The following is a 16,569-nucleotide window of genomic DNA, read 5'->3' as shown; positions in this document are numbered from 1 at the left end:
CCGTGTTAGGCCGTCAGACGGCCCTGCTCTTCAGTGGTGCCCCGTCAGGCGGTGTCGTCGCGCAACGACCGGACCGGAACCGGAAGCAGGCGGGACATGGGCGCGGGGAGCCACCAGTTCCAGGCCCCCAGCACCCGCATCAGCGCCGGGACCAGGACCAGCCGGACGACGGTGACGTCGATGGCCACCGCGGTGGCCGTGGCGAACCCGATCTGCCGCAGTTCGAGGCGGTGGCCGACCAGCAGGGCGCCGAAGGTGACGATCATGACGGCCGCGGCCAGGGTGATGGTGCGGGCGGTGTGCTGGAGGCCGTGGGCGACCGCCGCGATGTTGTCCCCATACCGGTGGTGGTGTTCGGCGATGCGGTGGACCAGGAACACCTCGTAGTCCATCGACAACCCGAACACGATGGTGAACACCGCCACCGGGAGCAGCGCGTTCACCGGTGCGCCGCCGTCGTCGAACACCAGTGCCGTCAGGCCCAGCGCGGCCGCGACGGCCAGCGCGTTCATCACCACCGCCTTGATCGGCAGCAGCACGCTGCGCAGCGCCACCAGCAGGAAGACCAGCGAGCACGCCGCCACCAGCGCGCCGGCCCGCCACAGCCCCGCCTTGCTCTCGGCGGTCAGGTCGGCCAGCATCGCGCCCGGGCCGTCGATCAGCATCGGCTGGCCCGGGGGCAGCAGCCGCGCGCCCAGCCGGTGCAGGTCGGCCAGGGCGGCGGCCGTGGCGGGGTCGTCGGCGGCCTGCCGGGTGGCGATGACCACCAGTGTCAGGTCGCGGCCGTTGTCCAGCGGCGCGGCCAGGGGGAACCGCGGATCGGCCCGCAGCGCTGTGACCAGCGCGCCTGTGTCGACAGGAGGAGTACCGGGCGGGTGCGGCAGTACCAGGGAGCCGAACGTGCCGACACCGTCGCCCTCCATCTGCGCCAGGCCGTGCCCGGCCTCGGTGTGGGCGAACGAGGGGCGGTCCAGATCCATGCCCAGCCGCATGCCCAGCGCCGGAAGCGCGGCCATCAGCAGCACGGCGGTCGCTGCCGCCAGGTAGGTCCAGGGATGGCGCATCAGGTGCCGGGCCCATCGTGCCCAGCCGCCCTCGGCGTTCCCGTGGGACGCGCCGACCGGCCGCCGGCGCTCGGTGACGCGGTCGCCGGCGACGACCAGCGCGGCCGGCAGCAGCGTCAGGGCCGCGGTCACGGTGACCGCGGTCGCCACGAGGGCCGGCACCGCCAGCGTTCTGATCAGCTCGGCGCGCACGGTGAACATGCAGCACGCCGTGACGGCCACGGCCAGCCCGCACCAGGCCACCGTGCGCCCCGCCGTCGCCATGGCCAGCCGCAGCGCCCGCCCCGCGTCCCCGCCGACGGCACGAGCGCGCCGGTAGCGCAGCATCACCAGCAGGCTGTAGTCCAGGCCCAGCCCGAGGCTCGTCGAGCACGCCACCGTCAGCATCAACGTGTCCAGGCGCAGTCCCAGCGCCAGGTGCGCCGCCGTCAGCACACCGGCGCCGACGGCGGTGGCGGCCCCGGCCATCAGCAGCGGCACCAAGGCCGCGACCGACCGGCGCAGGCCCACCAGCAGCACCAGCAGCGCCAGCGGCACCGCGATCATCTCCGAGCGCCGCAGGTCGGCCAGATCGGCGCTCTTGACCTCGGCGAACACCGGGGAGACCCCGACCAGCGTCGCCCGTACCCGTCCCTGGGACGCACGGGCCACGCTGCCCGCCAGGGCGGCCTTGTGGGCCGGTAGCACCCGGTACCGCTCCGCCTCGTCGCCGACCAGCCCGGCCAGCGCGTAGGTGTGGCGGGGATCCTGCCGCGCCGCGGTGGGCACCGGTTGCACCCCGCCCACACCCGGCCGGGCCGCCAGCGCGGTCAGCCCCGCCGACACCGCGCCCAGGTACGCCGGGTCGTCGGCACGCAGCTCCGCCGAGCCGAAGACGACCACCACCTGCTCGTCGCCCCACTGGGGAAAGCCCTGGCGCAGCGCATCGGCCGCCCGGGCCGATGCCGCGCCCTCCACGCGCAGCGAGGGCGCGGCCAACGCACCCAGCAGGACCGGGACGAGCGCCAGCGACACCGCCACCAGCAGCAGCCATGCCGCGATGACCAGGCGGTGGTGAGCGGCGGCCGCCGCACCGGCTCGGGCGAACCCTCCCCGCTCGGCGGGCCCTGGCGCTGGGACGGGCTCGCGGGCGGCGGGCCGGCCGGGTGAAGGCGGCAGGGCCATCGACCCCCTCCCTTATGACCACTCTGTGTGCGTATTCTGCTACAGACTGCAATCTTCCTAGAAGGAGGAAGCCATGTCCAGACCCGTCCCGACCGGCGGCGCCGCCACGCGCGGCCCCGCCGCCGGCCTCACCTGGCGCACTCTCGCCGTCACCGGCCTGGCCGCGGCGGCCCTGGCCACCGCGATGACGACGGCCTCGCAGGCCGAGCCCGTACAGGCGATGGCGTCCGGGCCGGTCGCGGCGGCGGCCGCCGCTCCCGCACTGAAGTGCACCGCGGCCACCGAACGCGACAAGCCCGTGACCTTCTCCCCGCCGGTGGGCCTGGTCCAGCGGAAGGTCGCCGCCCGAGGAACGGTGGCGCTGAGCGACTGCACCTCGCCCGACGGCCGGCATCGCAAGATCCACCATGGCCGCCTGACCATGAGCGGAACCGCCAACGCCACCTGCACCCGCGCCCGCGACGTCCGCGGCAAGGGCACCATCACCTGGTACGACGCACAGAACCGCGAGCTCGGCACCACCGGCGTGCGCCCGGCCCAGCGGGAGGTCGTCGGCTACAACCCCGGCGATTCCCTGCTGGCCGGTACCGCCGTCTCCGGCCCGCTGGCCGGCAGCCGCATCCAGGGCACCGCCACACCCACCAGCGACACCAGCCGGTGCGCCGGCGCCGGACTGGACTCCGTCCACGGCACGGGGAAGGTGAGCTTGTCTTAACCGACGAAGAGCGCACCGGCCGGTTCCCTCCGTTCGGTGGCCGATCGTGTGGCGGGCGGGGACGGCGTCGCCTCAATCCAGGAGGCGGGCCAGCTCGTCCGCCACCTGGGCGACGCCGGTGACATCGGCGATCCCGCCGCCCGTCCACAGATAGGACCAGCCGTCGCCGTCGGGCGTCGCGACCACCATGACCTGGCGCGGCGTGCGCGGGCCCCGCACGCCGAGCACCGACTCGCCGGGCCCGGCCAGCCGCCAGGAAAGGCCCCGGGCCTCGACCTCGTATGCGAGCGCCGCGAGGTGCCGCCGACGCACCTCGCCGATCTCCCGCCCACCGACTACAGACACCTTGTGATCAGCCGCCTCAGCACCGGGTCGGAGCCGCCGCGCGATGACCATGGGCGAGCACGCGGCGACAACTGGTGACCAGGACCCCAGCATGGCCCGAACACGCGAGCTGCGCAGGGGAAACGCGGAGAGTCACCGCTCTTTTCCCGCCCCGGCGGCAATGGCCCGCCGGGGCCGGGGCGCCGCGCCGTACCTATCGGCACCAATCGGACATCGGGCCTCTCGCGTCACCGATATTCCAGTCCCCGGAATACGGCGCGCGTGCGGGGAGTCCTTCCGTGATACAAGCCTCTATGAGACGGGCGCCCAGCGTCCGCCCCCGGGACACGCCGAAGGAGCCAGCCGATGACCGCCGCCCCCGCCGGCGACCTGCCGGACACCGCGGAGGACGGGCCCGTCCCGGAGCCGCCCGGCCGCGCCCTCGCCGGCCTCCGCGAGCGCAAGAAGCAGCGGACCCGGCTCGCGCTCGTCGACGCGGCCCTGGAGCTGTTCCTCGCCAAGGGGTACGAGGCGACGACGATCGACGAGATCGTGGCGGCGGTGGAGGTGTCGCAGCGGACGTTCTTCCGCTACTTCGCCACCAAGGAGGAGGTCGTCACCAACTTCCTCGCCGAGTACGACAAGGTGCGGGAGGAGGCGCTGGCCTCGCGCCCGCCCGGGGAGCGGCCGTTCACCGCGCTGTTCGAGTCGCTGCGCGTCGTGCTGCGGTCGATCGCCGACAGCGACCCCGGCGACAGCGCGCGGTTCCGCCGCATCCGGCAGGTGCTGGAGGCGACGCCGACGCTGGAGTCCGCGCAGATGGCGCGCTACAAGGCGTCGGAGACGGTGCTCGCCGCCGAGATCGCCCGGCGCGAGGGCGTCGACCCCGACCGCGACCTGCGGCCGCAGATCATCGTCGCGTTCCACACCGCGGCGGCCCGCGTCGCTTTCGAGGACTGCGCCCGGCAGGAGATCTGGGACGCGGGCACCATCGCGGCCCGCGTCGAGGAGGCCGTCGCGCTCGCCGGCGCGACCATGCACGACTGGGTCTGACGCGCGACCGGATCTGATCGGAATAGGGTGCCGGGACCGCGGGTTGCGGAGTTCCAGATGATCCCGATCGGCAAGGAGCAGGCATGCGCGCAATCCTCGTCACCGAGAACGGCGGCCCGGAGGTTCTGAAGCCCGCCGAGCGTCCGGGCCCGGAGCCCGGTCCCGGCGAGGTGCTCATCGACGTCGCGGTGAGCGGTGTCAACTTCGTCGACGTCTACTACCGGACGGGCGCCTACCCGCAGCCGGTCCCGTACGTCCCGGGCGTGGAGGCCGCGGGCACGGTGGCGGCCCTCGGCGACGGCGTGACGGACTTCGCCGTGGGCGACCGCGTCGCCTGGGCCAACGTGCAGGGCGCCCACGCCGAGCGCGCCGCGGTCCCGGCCGCCAAGACCGTGCCCGTGCCGGACGGGGTCGGCTTCGAGGAGGCCGCCGCCGCGCTGCTCCAGGGCATGACCGCGCACTACCTGACCGGCTCCACGTACGCGATCCAGCCGGGCGACACCGTCCTCGTGCACGCGGCGGCGGGCGGGATGGGGCTGCTGCTGACCCAGATCGCGAAGACGCGCGGCGCGCGGGTCATCGGGACGGCGTCCACGCCCGAGAAGGAGAAGCTCGCCCGGGACGCGGGCGCGGACACCGTCGTCGGCTACGACGGCTTCGCCGACCGCGTGCGGGAGCTGACCGGCGGGGAGGGCGTCGCCGCCGTGTACGACGGCATCGGCGCGGCCACGTTCGACGGGAGCCTGGAGAGCCTGCGGGGGCGCGGCGTCCTGGCGCTGTACGGGGCCGCGAGCGGGGAGGTGCCGCCGTTCGACCCGCGGCGCCTCGTCAACGGCGGATCGCTGTTCCTGACCCGGCCGTCCCTCGTCCACTACACCGCGACGCGCGAGGAACTGCTGACCCGCGCGTCCGAGGTGTACGGCTGGGTCGCCTCCGGAGAGCTACGGCTGCACATCGGCCACCGCTACGACCTCGCGGAAGCCAGTACGGCTTACGCCGATCTGGAGGCCAGGCGAAGCACCGGCAAGCTCCTGCTGATCCGCTGATCGCCTCGATCCCCGTCTGCCGCACGCCCACTCCTTTAGTCTGGGACGGACAAGACGATCACCCGAGGAGCCCGAGCCCCCATGACGACCTACGCCGCCGGACCGCTCGAACAGGACGAACCCCGCGTCCTTGGGCCCTACCGCCTGCTCGGGCGGCTCGGCCGGGGCGGCATGGGGACGGTGTACCTGGGCGCCGAGCCGACCGGCCGCAGGGTCGCGGTGAAGGTCGTGAACCGGGAGCTGGCCGGGGAGCCCGCGTTCCTCGCCCGGTTCCGCCGGGAGGTGACCGCGGCCCGCCGCGTCCACCGGTTCTGCACCGCCCCGGTGCTGGACGCCGAGCTCGACCAGGACCCGCCCTACATCGTCACCGAGTACATCGACGGGCCCAGCCTGGAGAAGGCCGTCCAGGAGCGCGGGCCGCTGCCGGGCTCCGACCTGGAGGGCCTCGCGGTCGGCGTCGCGACGGCGCTGGCCGCCATCCACGGCGCCGGGATCGTCCACCGCGACCTCAAACCCGCCAACGTCCTGCTGTCGTCCACCGGCCCCCGCGTCATCGACTTCGGCATCGCCCGCGCCCTGGACGCCGCCGACGGCCCGACCCGCACCGGCCAGTTCGTCGGCACGCCGTCCTACATCGCGCCGGAGTTGCTGCGGGGCGAGGCGGTCGAGCAGGCGTCGGACGTGTTCTCGTGGGGCTGCGTGGTCGCCTACGCCGGGACGGGACGCCCGCCGTTCCAGGGCAAGACCGTCGCGGAGACGTTCCACCGCATCGGGTCCGAGGAGCCGGTGCTGGACGGCCTCGACCCGCGGCTGCGCACGATCGTGGCCGGTGCGCTCAGCAAGGACCCGTCCGCCCGTCCGACGGCGCGGGAGCTGCTGTCCCGGCTCGTCGGCCAGGAGGGCGCCGACCCGGAGCGGGTCGCCGAGAACATCTCGGCGACCTGGCACCGGCCGGGATCCGGCGGCAAGCCCGGCCCGAACGACGGCCACCCCGGCACCGCCGCGAACGTGGACGTCCCGCGCCCCCGGCCCGCCGCCGACGCCGATGCCCCCGCGTCCGCCTCGGCCTCGGCCTCGGAGCCGTCCGCCGTCCCGCCTCCTCCGGCCGAGGCGGCGGCCGCGGCGCCCGGGGCCGCGGTGGCGGACGAGCGGACGGTCCTCGTCGACCTTCCCTACCCGGAGGCATGGCAGGGCCCGAAGCGGTGGTTCACCCTGCTCCGCGGCCTGCTGGTGATCCCGCACCTGGTGGTGATGCTGGTCATGTACGCGCTGCTGGTGGTCGTCATGGCGCTCAGCTGGATCGTCATCCCGTTCACCGGCCGCTACCCGCGCCCGCTGTACGCCCTCGTCGTCGGCTGCCAGCGCTGGTCGAGCCGCGTCGTGGCCTACGCCTTCGGGCTCACCGGCGAGATGCTCCCGCCGTTCCGCACGCTCCCCCGGGGACGCCGCCCGCGCTGACCGTGACGTCTGGGACGTCTGTTACCTGCTGGGCCGCTAGGGTTTTCCCGAGATGACTTCCGATTTCCCCTCAGGACCACGATGACCACGCACGCAGGAGAGAACGGCGAGGCCCTGCGCCCCGGCGACCCCGACGAGCTCGGCCCGTACCGGCTGCTCGGGCGGCTGGGCCGGGGCGGAATGGGAACGGTCTACCTGGGCGAGGATCGGACCGGCCGCCGCGTCGCCGTCAAGGTGATCAATCGGGAGCTGGCCGGGGAGGGCGCGTTCCGCGACCGGTTCCGCCGCGAGGTGACGGCGGCCGGGCAGGTCCGGCGCTTCTGCACCGCGCCGGTGATCGACGCCGAGCTGGACACCGACCCGCTGTACGTCGTCACCGAGTACATCGAGGGCCCGAGCCTGGAGCGCGCGGTCGCCGACCGCGGCCCGCTGCCGGGCTCCGACCTGGAGGGCCTCGCGGTCGGCGTCGCGACGGCGCTGGCCGCCATCCACGGCGCCGGGATCGTGCACCGCGACCTCAAACCCGCCAACGTCCTGCTGTCCTCCACCGGCCCCCGCGTCATCGACTTCGGCATCGCCCGCGCCCTGGACGCCGCCGACGGCCCGACCCGCACCGGCCAGTTCGTCGGCACGCCCAACTACCTGCCGCCCGAGCTGCTGCGCGGCGAGCCCGTGACCTCCGCGTCCGACGTGTTCTCGTGGGGCTGCGTGGTCGCCTACGCCGGGACGGGCGCGGCGCCGTTCGCGGGCAGCACCGTCCCGGAGATCTTCTACCGGGTCGCGCACGACGCCCCGAGCCTCGACCGGCTCGACCCCGGCCTGCGCGACATCGTCGCCGCCGCGCTCGACAAGGACCCGCGCAACCGCCCGACCGTGCAGGAGCTCCTCACGCGCCTGGTCGGGCACGGGCAGGCCGACCCCGCCGAGCTGGCCGAGACCGTCCAGGCCGGATGGCACGGCATGGCGGCGGCGGGCGCGCCAGGCGGCGCACCCCCCGGAGCGCCGGCCGGGACGCCCATGGGGGCACCGGCCCAGGCCGCGTTCCAGCAGCCGACCGCCATGCTCGGCGCCGACGCCACCCGCGGCGACACGCGGCAGGGCGGCGGGCCCGGCGGCGGCTCGCGCGGCAGCGGGCTGCCCCGCCGCCCGCTGCTCATCGGCGCGGCGGCCGTCGCGGCGCTGGTCGTGGTCGCCGCCGTCCTGGGGTTCACCGTCCTCGGCTCGGACGGCCCGCCCGGCAAGCTGGCCACCTCGTTCAGCGACGACTTCTCCAACACGAGCTCGGGCTGGAACGGCGGCAACTTCATCAGCCAGTACGGGTACAAGGACGGCAGGTACCGGCTGGAGACCAACTCCGGCAACAACGCGCAGGCCCGCTGGGTGCCGAAGGAGAAGTCGGAGCAGATCCCCGACCCGGTGCTCGCGACCGTCACCGTCCACGTCGTCCAGGGAGCGGACGACAGCCGCTTCGGCCTGCTCTGCCGCGCCAACAACAACGGCGAGCAGCAGTACATGTTCCTGGTCCGCAACGACGGCAAGGGCGCGGTCGTCCGCAAGACCAACGGGGACCAGGGCAGCAAGGAGCTCGCCGGCGTCGACGACGTCCCCGGGTTCTCCGCGAAGGGCCCCAACAAGGTCCAGGTCGCCTGCGAGAGCCAGGACGGCGGCAAGAAGAACCGGCTGCGGCTCTGGGTGAACGGCGAGCGGGTCGTCGACCGGACCGACGGCGACCAGCCGCTCGGCCCCGGCTGGGTCGGGCTCCAGGTCGAGCGGGGCGGCAACCCCGCGCAGCAGATCGTCGCCGACTTCGACGACTTCGACATGTCGAAGATCCTCGATTAGGGCGGGCGGCCAGGGGCCCCGGCGGCCAGGGCCCGCCCGGCCGGTCACGGCGCGGGCAGGTAGCCGTTCGTCCAGCGCGTCAGCTCGGCGAACACCCGGCCGCGGGCGGGCTCGGCCGACAGCACCAGGTCGTGCAGGCCCCCGTCGATCCGGACGAGCGTCACGTGCGGGCCGAGGCGGGGCGCCCAGCGCACGATGTGCTCGACGTTCAGCACCGCGTCGGCCCCGGTCACGTCGCGCGCCCTGCGGGACGGGCGGACGCTGCGCGACGACGCCATCACCAGCACCGGCACGTCGATGCCCAGCCCCTGGTGGACGCGGAGCTGCCCGCGCCGCACCGCCGCCAGCCATGCCGCCCGCACCGGGAAGCCGAGTATCGGCTTCCACTCCAGGTCGAACTCCCACTCGCCGTCGTGGTCGCGGTGCAGGCTCCGGGGATAGAGGTCGGACACCCCGGCGGGCAGCTTCGCCTTCGGGAAGCGCGGCCGCAGCGCCCGCGCGAGGCCCGCGCCCAGCTTGCGCATCACAAGCGGCTCGGCGATGTCCAGGAACGGGCTGTTGAGGACGACCCCGTCGACCAGGCCCCGCCCGCTCACCCGGTCGGCCCACAGCGCGGCGGTGAGCCCGCCGGTCGAGTGGCCGTTGAGCACCAGCGTCCCGTGCCCGTCCACGTCCCGGACGATGCGCACCGCCTCGTCGATCTCCGGGAAGTAGTCCGACAGGCTGTCGATGTGGTTCGGGGTCTGGTGCGGGCGCAGCGACCGCCCGTACTTGCGCAGGTCGAGCGCGTAGAAGTCGAAGCCGAGGCCCGCGTAGAAGTCGGCCAGGTGCCGCTGGAAGAAGTAGTCGACGAACCCGTGCAGGTAGAGCACCGCCCGGCGGGACCGCTCGGTGCCGCGCCGCCGCACGAGCGTCGCCACGACCTCCCCCTCGGCGTCCCGGCCCATCGGCAGCTCCATCGCCTCGTAGCCGGGCCCGAGCACGTCCTCTGTCACGTCCATCGCCTCTCCGTCACGCGGTCCGCAGTCTCTTAGCGTACGGCGCGGGCGGCGCGGGTCGTCCTTGATCGAACGGGCCGGAACCTGGGACTCTGACCGTTTACAGATCTTTCGTCTCTGCCCCCGGGAGTCGAGCATGCAGGCGCCGCTGCGCGAGCAGGATCCGCGACGGCTCGGCGGGTACCGCCTCACCGGAAGGCTCGGCCGCGGCGGCATGGGCACGGTCTTCCTCGGCGAGGACGCGTCGGGCCGGCAGGTCGCGGTCAAGGTCATCAACCCGGAACTGGCCGACGACGAGGCGTTCCACGAGCGGTTCCGCCGCGAGGTGACGGCCGCGCGGCAGGTCCGCCGGTTCTGCACGGCCGCCGTCCTGGACGCGCGGCTGGACGGCGAGCCGCTGTACGTGGTGACCGAGTACGTGAACGGGCCGCCCCTGGACCGTGCCGTGCGGGACGGCGGGCCGCTCGCGGGCGGCGACCTCGAAGGTCTCGCGGTCAACATCGCGACGGCGCTCGGCGCGATCCACGGCGCGGGGATCGTGCACCGCGACCTCAAGCCGTCCAACGTCCTGCTGTCCCCGACCGGGCCGCGCGTCATCGACTTCGGCATCGCCCGCGCGCTGGACGCGACCGACGGCCCGACCCGCACCGGCCAGTTCATCGGCACCCCCGCCTATGTCGCGCCCGAGCTCATGCACGGTGAGGAGATCACCCCGGCCGCCGACGTCTTCTCCTGGGGCTGCGTCGTCGCGTACGCGGGCACCGGGCGCGCGCCGTTCGGCGGGGCGACGGTCCCGGAGACGATGCGGAGGGTGATGTCCGCGCCGCCCGTCCTGGACGGTCTGGACCCGGCCGTGCGCGACCTCGTCCGGCGGACGCTCGCGAAGGACCCGGCCGAGCGTCCCACGGTGAAGCAGCTCGTCCAGGCGCTGACGGGCGAGGAGGCGCGGCCCGCACCCGAGACGCACCCCACCAGGGCCGATCCCGTCTCCGGGACGCGGCCGGTGGCGACGGCACCCGCGCCGCCGCGTCCGGCCGGTGGGCGCCCTGCCGGGGGGCGCCCCGCCGGCGGCGGCCCGGGCATCAGCCGCCGCCGCGTCGGCGTGATCATCGTCGCCGTGGCCGCCGTCGTGGCCGGCGGCGCCGCGATCGGCCTGCTCAACGCGGACGGGGAGGACTCGGGCGGAACGAAACCACCATCCGCCGCGTCCTCCCGCGGCTCCGGTGGCAAGAAATCCGAATCCACGGCGCCCTTCCGCGACGACTTCGGCGACCGCCCGCCGAAGACCCGCGACAAGCTCTTCAGCGACCGCTTCGACGACGAGAAGTCGGGATGGAACAACTCCACTTACGCGGCCTGGGACATGGCGTACCGCGGCGGCAAGTACGAGGTCCAGGTCCTTCCCACGACGAACCGGACCACCGCGGACGCCCCGGTGGACGACGTGCCCGACGCCCAGCTCGTCGAGGCCGAGGTCAAGCCCGACGGCGGCACGGGCGAGGCCGGGCTGTTCTGCCACCGCCATGGCGACCTCGGCTACGCCTTCCTGCTCCGGTCGGACGGGCGGGCCCGCATCGTCAAGATGGAGTCCGGCGAGGTGAAGGACATGGCGACGCGCACGGCCACCGGCGTCCGCCCAGGCCGCCTCAACCGCGTCCAGGCGGCGTGCGCGGCCGATGGCGACACCGTGCGGCTCGGCATGTGGGTGAACGGGGACCCCGTCGCGAAGGCCGCGGCCTCCGACGCCTACGACGACACCACCACCAGCGGGCTTCTCGTCATGCGTCCGGAGGACGACGCCGGATGGCCGAAGGCCGTCTTCGACGACTTCTCGCTCTCCTCCATCTGACCAGCCTGCGAGCGTCAGTCCTTGCGGCCGGTGGCGGCGACGGTGACGCCGAGACCGATCATCATGAGGCCGCCGGTACCGCCGACGGCGGCCAGGCGGCGGGGCGAGCGGGCGAACCATTCGCGCGCGGAGCCCGCCGCGAGGCCCCACACGCTGTCGCACAGCAGGGCGATGACGGCGAAGATCAGCCCGAACAGCATCATCTGCAGCGGGACGTGGCCGCGCTCGCGGTCGACGAACTGCGGGAGGACGGCCGCGAAGAACACGGTGGTCTTGGGGTTCGTCACGCCCACGACGAAGCCCTGCCACAGCTCGCGGGCCCGGCCCCGGCTCTCCTCGCCGGGCCCTCCGATCGCCTCCCGCAGGGAGTGGCGGCGCCGGAACGCCTGCACCCCGAGGTAGACGATGTAGGCCGCGCCCACCAGCTTCAACGTCGTGAACACGACCACGGACCGTTCCACGATCGACCCGACGCCGAACGCGACCGCGGCGGTCAGCGCCAGCACGCCGAACTCGTTCCCGAGGACGCTCGTCAGCGCCGTGCGGCGGCCGTGGGCCAGGGCCCGTCCGACCACGAAGAGGACCGTGGGCCCGGGGATCAGGATGATGGCGACCGCCATCGCCGAGAAGGCCAGCATCTGCTGCGTCGACACCATGCCCCGCACCCTACGCAGCCGTCGCCGGACAGCACAGTGAATATCCGCTCGCGCGGGCGGGCGGGTCAGGCGCGGCCGAGGGCGTTCCGGCGGATCTTCCCCGTCGACGTCCGGGGCAGCTCGTTCATGAACGTCACGGTGCGCGGCACCTTGTGCATGGGCAGCCGCGCGCCCGCGAGGTCGAGCAGCTCGCGCTCCAGCGCGGCCGTCGGGGGGACCGCCTCCTCGATGACGACGAACGCGCTGAGCGCGCGGTCCCGGGCCGGCCCGTCGTCGACGGCGACCACGGCCACCTCGACGACGCCGGGGTGCAGGGCGAGGACGCGCTCCACCTCCAGCGGGAGGACCTGCTCCCCCGACACCGTGATCCGGTCGAGGATCCGGCCGTGGTGGTGGACGAACCCGTCGGCGTCCACGTGCGCCAGATCGCCCGTGCGCAGCCAGCCGTCCGCGCCGAGGACCTCGGCCGTCTTGTCGGGCCTGCCGAGGTAGCCGGTCATCAGCGACGGGCCGCGCACGTGCAGCGCGCCCGGTTCGCCGGGCCGCGCCGGGCCCGCCTCGCCGCGGATCTCGATCTCGTACGGCGGCAGGACGACGCCCAGCGCGCCCCGCCGGCGCCGGCCGACCGTGTTGGAGACGAACGTGTGCCCGACCTCGGTGCTGCCGAGGCCGTCCAGCACCGGACAGCCGAGGATGTCCTCGATCCGGTCGGCGAGCGCCGGCAGCAGCGGCTCGCCCGCCGACGCGGCGACCCGCAGCGACGCGAACGCCGTCCGTACCGCCGCCCGGTCCGGCGCGCTGACCAGCCGCGCGTACCAGGTCGGCACGGTGAACAGCACGGACGGCCGGTGCCTGCGCGCCTGCTCGACCGCGCCGAGCACGCTCGGCTGGTCCGGCCACAGGACGGCCGCGCCACCGCTGAGCATCGGGAAGAGCACCGTGGCGCCGAGCCCGAAGGGGTAGCAGGACTTGGACAGCGAGAACGTCACGTCCCCGGCCGTCAGACCGAGCGCGCCCAGTGCCATCGCACGGAAGTAGGCGTGCGCGTCGCCGTGCCGGTGAACGGCCCCTTTCGGCTTCCCGGTCGTCCCCGACGTGTACTGGACGTAGGCGGACGCGTCGGACGGCACGCGCACCGGCTCCGGAGCCGTCCCCGACCCGGCCGCCAGGTGCTCATCGGTGAGCACGCGCAGGGACGGGAATCGCCACGCGAGATCGGCGGCGCACACGACCGCCGTGGGCCGGACGTCCGCCGCGATGTAGGCGTGCTCGGACCGCGTCTGCTCGGGCCCGGCCAGGACGGCCACGGCGCCGAGCCGCAAAATGCCGAGGAAGGCGGACACGAATCCGATCGAGTCAGGGAGCGCGACGAGGACCCGGTCGCCGGGCCGCACCCCGGACTCGTGCAGGACACCCGCCGCGCGCGCGCCGGCGTCGTGCACCTCGCCGTGGCTGATGACGGCATCGCCCACGTAGTACAGCGGCTGGTCACACCATTGACGTTCGTGTGCGCGGGCGGCTAGGACGGCCGCGAGATTGCCTTTCATGGGAGCTCCTCATGCCGGGGGGCAACATGCGGAGGCTACGCCGGGTAGGCATCTCAATACCTAGCGTTTAGGTAATTTCGGTCTGACGAGGACGGTGATCGGGGCACCGGCGCTGACTCAGCCGGTCAGAATCTCCCAGCCGCCGCCGCGGCGTACCATCAGCTGATGGGTGAGCAAACTTCCCGCGGGCACGTCCCATGCCGGGTCGGCGCCGTCGCCGCGATCCTCGGCCCACACCTGCGCGACGGCCCAGCGCAGCTTGTCGACGCCGTCCGGATGGCCGGTCCCGGACGCGACGAACACGTCCCGCGCGGGCGCCGCCACCACCAGGTCGCCTTCCACGTCCTGCGCCAGCTTCTCCAGGAACCCCTCGTCCAGCAGCAGGCCCGCCTCCAGCCCGCCCCGGCGCGCCGCGCCCGCGCCGCCGCCGGAACCGGAGGCGGGCCCGGAGCCGCCGTCGCCGAGGGCGACCGTGACGGCGCGCACGTCCGGATACCAGCTGAGGCTCAGGTCGGGACGCCGGTTGCGCAGGTTGATCGTCGCCAGCCGGCGCAGGGCCTCCGGCGCCACGCCCAGCTCCGCGCAGTGCCGCCGCGCCACGTGCTCGTAGCGGCGGCCGAGCGCCGCCGCCTCGTCGGCGAGCTCCAGCGCGTAGGTGACGTACAGGTCGCCGGCGAACGGCTCGCGGACCGGCTCCTCGCCGGGCGGCAGCGGGAACTCCAGCTGAACCTCGGCCGGCACCCGGGCCTTCATCAGCGGGACGATGAGACTGGACCGCGGCTCGGTCACGGGACGTTCCTCCTGATGCCTTCCGCATGCCTTCCGCGGACGGCGCCCCGCGGACTGACTGACGAGTGGATCACCCTACCGCCGACGCGGGGCCGACCGCGGAAACCCTGACCTGTGCATGTGTGATCCATGGTGTACTCGGGGTAATGATCTCCCTGGAGGGAAACCGTGAGCTTCTGGGAGTATCTGGGCAGCCGCCGCGAGCTGCTGTGGTTCGAGACCTGGCAGCACGCCAGCATGGTCTTCCAGACCGTGCTGGCCGCGCTGGTCATCGGCGTCCTCATCGGCCTCGCGGTCTACCGCAGCGAGCGGCTGTCCACGCTCGCGACGAGCACCGCTGGGGTCGTCTTCACCATTCCGTCGCTGGCGCTGCTCGGCCTGCTCATCACACCGCTCGGCCTGGGCGTCGCGCCCAGCGTCGTGGCGCTGACGCTGTACTCGCTTCTGCCGATCGTCCGCAACACGATCGTCGGGCTGGCCGGGGTCGACCGCACGCTCGTGGACGCGGCGCGCGGCATCGGCATGACCAGGACCGCCGTCCTGCTGCGCGTGGAACTGCCGCTCGCCTGGCCCGTGATCCTCACCGGGGCGCGGGTCAGCACGCAGCTCGCCATGGGCATCGGCGCCATCGCCGCCTACGTGTCCGGACCCGGCCTCGGCGAGCAGATCTTCTCCGGGCTGGCCCGGCTCGGCGGCGCCAACGCGATCAACATGACGCTCGCCGGAACGCTCGGCATCGTCCTGCTGGCCCTGCTCTTCGACGGCTGCTTCGTGCTCATCGGCCGCCTGACCACACCGAGAGGGATCCGTGTCTGACGCCGTGCCCGACACACCGCCCGGCGGCGCGTCCGCCGCGCCCCCCACGCCCGCAGAGCCCTCGGGCTCCTCCGGCTCGTCCGGTACCTCCGGGTCCTCCGGCATCGAGCTGATCAACGTCACCAAGCGCTACCCCGGCCAGCGGACGCCCGCCGTGGACGATGTGACGATGACGATCCCGAGCGGCGAGATCGTGGTGCTGCTCGGCCCGTCCGGCAGCGGCAAGACCACCACGATGCGGCTGATCAACCGGCTGATCGAGCCGACCTCCGGCAAGATCATCGTGGCGGGGCGGGACGCGCTGAGCCTGAACCCGACCGAGCTGCGCCGCCGGCTCGGCTACGTCATCCAGAACGCCGGGCTGTTCCCGCACATGACGGTCGCCACCAACGTCGGCCTCGTCCCGCAGATGCTGAAATGGGACAAGGAGCGCATCACCGCCCGCGTCGACGCGTTACTCGAACTGGTCGACCTGGACCCCGCCACGTTCCGCGACCGCTACCCGCGCGAGTTGTCGGGCGGCCAGCAGCAGCGCGTCGGCGTCGCGCGCGCCCTCGCCGCCGACCCGCCCGCGATGCTGATGGACGAGCCGTTCGGCGCCGTCGACCCCATCACCCGCGAGCACCTCCAGGACTCGCTGCTCCAGCTCCAGGAGGAACTCGGCAAGACGATCGTCTTCGTCACCCACGACATCGACGAGGCGCTCAAGCTCGGCGACCGGATCGCCATCCTCGACAAGGGCTCGCGCATCGCCCAGTACGCGACCCCGCAGGAGATCCTGCTGAACCCCGCCGACGCCTACGTGGAGCAGTTCATCGGCGGCCACCAGGCGATGCGGCTGCTGAAGTTCAGCCGGGTCGCGGACGTGCCGCTGCAGCGCGTCCCCGAGGCCGCGCCCGAGGACGACACCGCGGCCGTCCGGGAGCGGATCGGGTCCGGCGAGACGAAGTTCGCGATCGTCCTGGACGCGGACCGCCGTCCGCTGCGCTGGGTCCACCTGGACGACCTCGACGGCCGCACCGGCCCCATCGGGACGACCGGCGTCGGGACCGCCCCGCCCCTCCGCGCCCGCTACACGCTCCAGCAGGCCCTCGAACGGCTGATCCAGATCGAGCACGAATGGGTGCCCGTCGTCGGCCCGCGCGGCGTCTACCTGGGCACGGTCACGCTTGGCACCCTGCAGAACGCGATCAGGGAGATGAAGGACCAGACGCGCAGGCGCAAGAACGGGGCCGCCGCCACCGGCCC

Annotated in this window: 14 protein-coding genes; 8 read left to right on the top strand and 6 right to left on the bottom strand. The window is 73.8% G+C overall.

Annotated features, from left to right (window positions below):
- Positions 1-44 precede the first annotated feature (44 nt).
- Complete coding sequence (locus E1298_RS14440; protein ID WP_131893312.1) at positions 45-2,228, bottom strand: MMPL family transporter; 2,184 nt, start codon at positions 2,226-2,228, stop codon at positions 45-47.
- Positions 2,229-2,301: 73 nt separating this feature from the next.
- On the opposite strand from E1298_RS14440, the gene E1298_RS14435 reads away from it, so the two are divergent.
- The gene (locus E1298_RS14435) at positions 2,302-2,943 is read left to right on the top strand and encodes a hypothetical protein (RefSeq protein ID WP_131893310.1); all 642 of its coding nucleotides are present in this window, start codon (positions 2,302-2,304) and stop codon (positions 2,941-2,943) included.
- A gap of 72 nt (positions 2,944-3,015) precedes the next feature.
- Here the strand turns inward: E1298_RS14435 and E1298_RS14430 are convergent, their stop codons facing one another.
- Positions 3,016-3,288, bottom strand: coding sequence for a hypothetical protein (locus E1298_RS14430; protein ID WP_243725583.1), 273 nt, complete (start codon positions 3,286-3,288; stop codon positions 3,016-3,018).
- 345 nt (positions 3,289-3,633) lie between these two features.
- On the opposite strand from E1298_RS14430, the gene E1298_RS14425 reads away from it, so the two are divergent.
- The 4 genes from E1298_RS14425 (at position 3,634) to E1298_RS14410 (ending at position 8,666) form a co-directional block, all read left to right on the top strand.
- A complete protein-coding gene (locus tag E1298_RS14425; protein WP_131893308.1) occupies positions 3,634-4,320 on the top strand; it encodes a TetR family transcriptional regulator in 687 nt (228 codons plus the stop codon).
- 83 nt (positions 4,321-4,403) lie between these two features.
- Positions 4,404-5,366 (top strand): quinone oxidoreductase family protein, encoded by a 963-nt coding sequence (locus E1298_RS14420; protein WP_131893306.1) that lies wholly within the window; start codon positions 4,404-4,406, stop codon positions 5,364-5,366.
- Positions 5,367-5,447: 81 nt separating this feature from the next.
- Entirely contained in the window at positions 5,448-6,824 is a 1,377-nt protein-coding gene (locus E1298_RS14415) for a DUF4389 domain-containing protein (RefSeq protein WP_131893304.1), read from the top strand.
- A gap of 81 nt (positions 6,825-6,905) precedes the next feature.
- Positions 6,906-8,666 carry a serine/threonine-protein kinase gene (locus tag E1298_RS14410; RefSeq protein ID WP_131893302.1) on the top strand — a complete coding sequence of 587 codons (1,761 nt, stop codon included), beginning with the start codon at positions 6,906-6,908 and terminating at the stop codon, positions 8,664-8,666.
- A gap of 44 nt (positions 8,667-8,710) precedes the next feature.
- Here the strand turns inward: E1298_RS14410 and E1298_RS14405 are convergent, their stop codons facing one another.
- A complete protein-coding gene (locus tag E1298_RS14405; protein ID WP_207944626.1) occupies positions 8,711-9,667 on the bottom strand; it encodes an alpha/beta hydrolase in 957 nt (318 codons plus the stop codon).
- Positions 9,668-9,800: 133 nt separating this feature from the next.
- Between E1298_RS14405 and E1298_RS14400 the strand changes: the two genes are divergently transcribed.
- Positions 9,801-11,513: a serine/threonine-protein kinase gene (locus E1298_RS14400; protein ID WP_131893300.1), complete on the top strand. Its 1,713-nt coding sequence runs from the start codon at positions 9,801-9,803 to the stop codon at positions 11,511-11,513.
- 14 nt (positions 11,514-11,527) lie between these two features.
- On the opposite strand, the gene E1298_RS14395 is transcribed toward E1298_RS14400, so the two are convergent.
- The 3 genes from E1298_RS14395 to E1298_RS14385 all read right to left on the bottom strand — a co-directional run bounded on the left by E1298_RS14395 (position 11,528) and on the right by E1298_RS14385 (position 14,505).
- Positions 11,528-12,169 (bottom strand): LysE family translocator, encoded by a 642-nt coding sequence (locus E1298_RS14395; protein ID WP_131893298.1) that lies wholly within the window; start codon positions 12,167-12,169, stop codon positions 11,528-11,530.
- 65 nt (positions 12,170-12,234) lie between these two features.
- Positions 12,235-13,716 (bottom strand): AMP-binding protein, encoded by a 1,482-nt coding sequence (locus E1298_RS14390; protein ID WP_131893296.1) that lies wholly within the window; start codon positions 13,714-13,716, stop codon positions 12,235-12,237.
- Positions 13,717-13,833: 117 nt separating this feature from the next.
- The gene (locus tag E1298_RS14385; RefSeq protein WP_131893294.1) at positions 13,834-14,505 is read right to left on the bottom strand and encodes a DUF1444 domain-containing protein; all 672 of its coding nucleotides are present in this window, start codon (positions 14,503-14,505) and stop codon (positions 13,834-13,836) included.
- A 168-nt stretch (positions 14,506-14,673) separates the two neighbouring features.
- Here E1298_RS14385 and E1298_RS14380 point away from each other — a divergent pair, with 168 nt between their 5' ends.
- Both E1298_RS14380 and E1298_RS14375 read left to right on the top strand, forming a co-directional pair.
- Complete coding sequence (locus tag E1298_RS14380; RefSeq protein ID WP_131893292.1) at positions 14,674-15,321, top strand: ABC transporter permease; 648 nt, start codon at positions 14,674-14,676, stop codon at positions 15,319-15,321.
- Positions 15,314-16,569, top strand: a 1,256-nt coding sequence (locus E1298_RS14375; protein WP_243725582.1) for an ABC transporter ATP-binding protein, incomplete at its 3' end; no start/stop codon positions are given. The genes E1298_RS14380 and E1298_RS14375, both read left to right, overlap by 8 nt.

This window comes from Actinomadura rubrisoli (assembly GCF_004349215.1).
Lineage (GTDB): Bacteria > Actinomycetota > Actinomycetes > Streptosporangiales > Streptosporangiaceae > Spirillospora > Spirillospora rubrisoli.
This window is presented reverse-complemented; position numbering and strand designations above follow the sequence as displayed.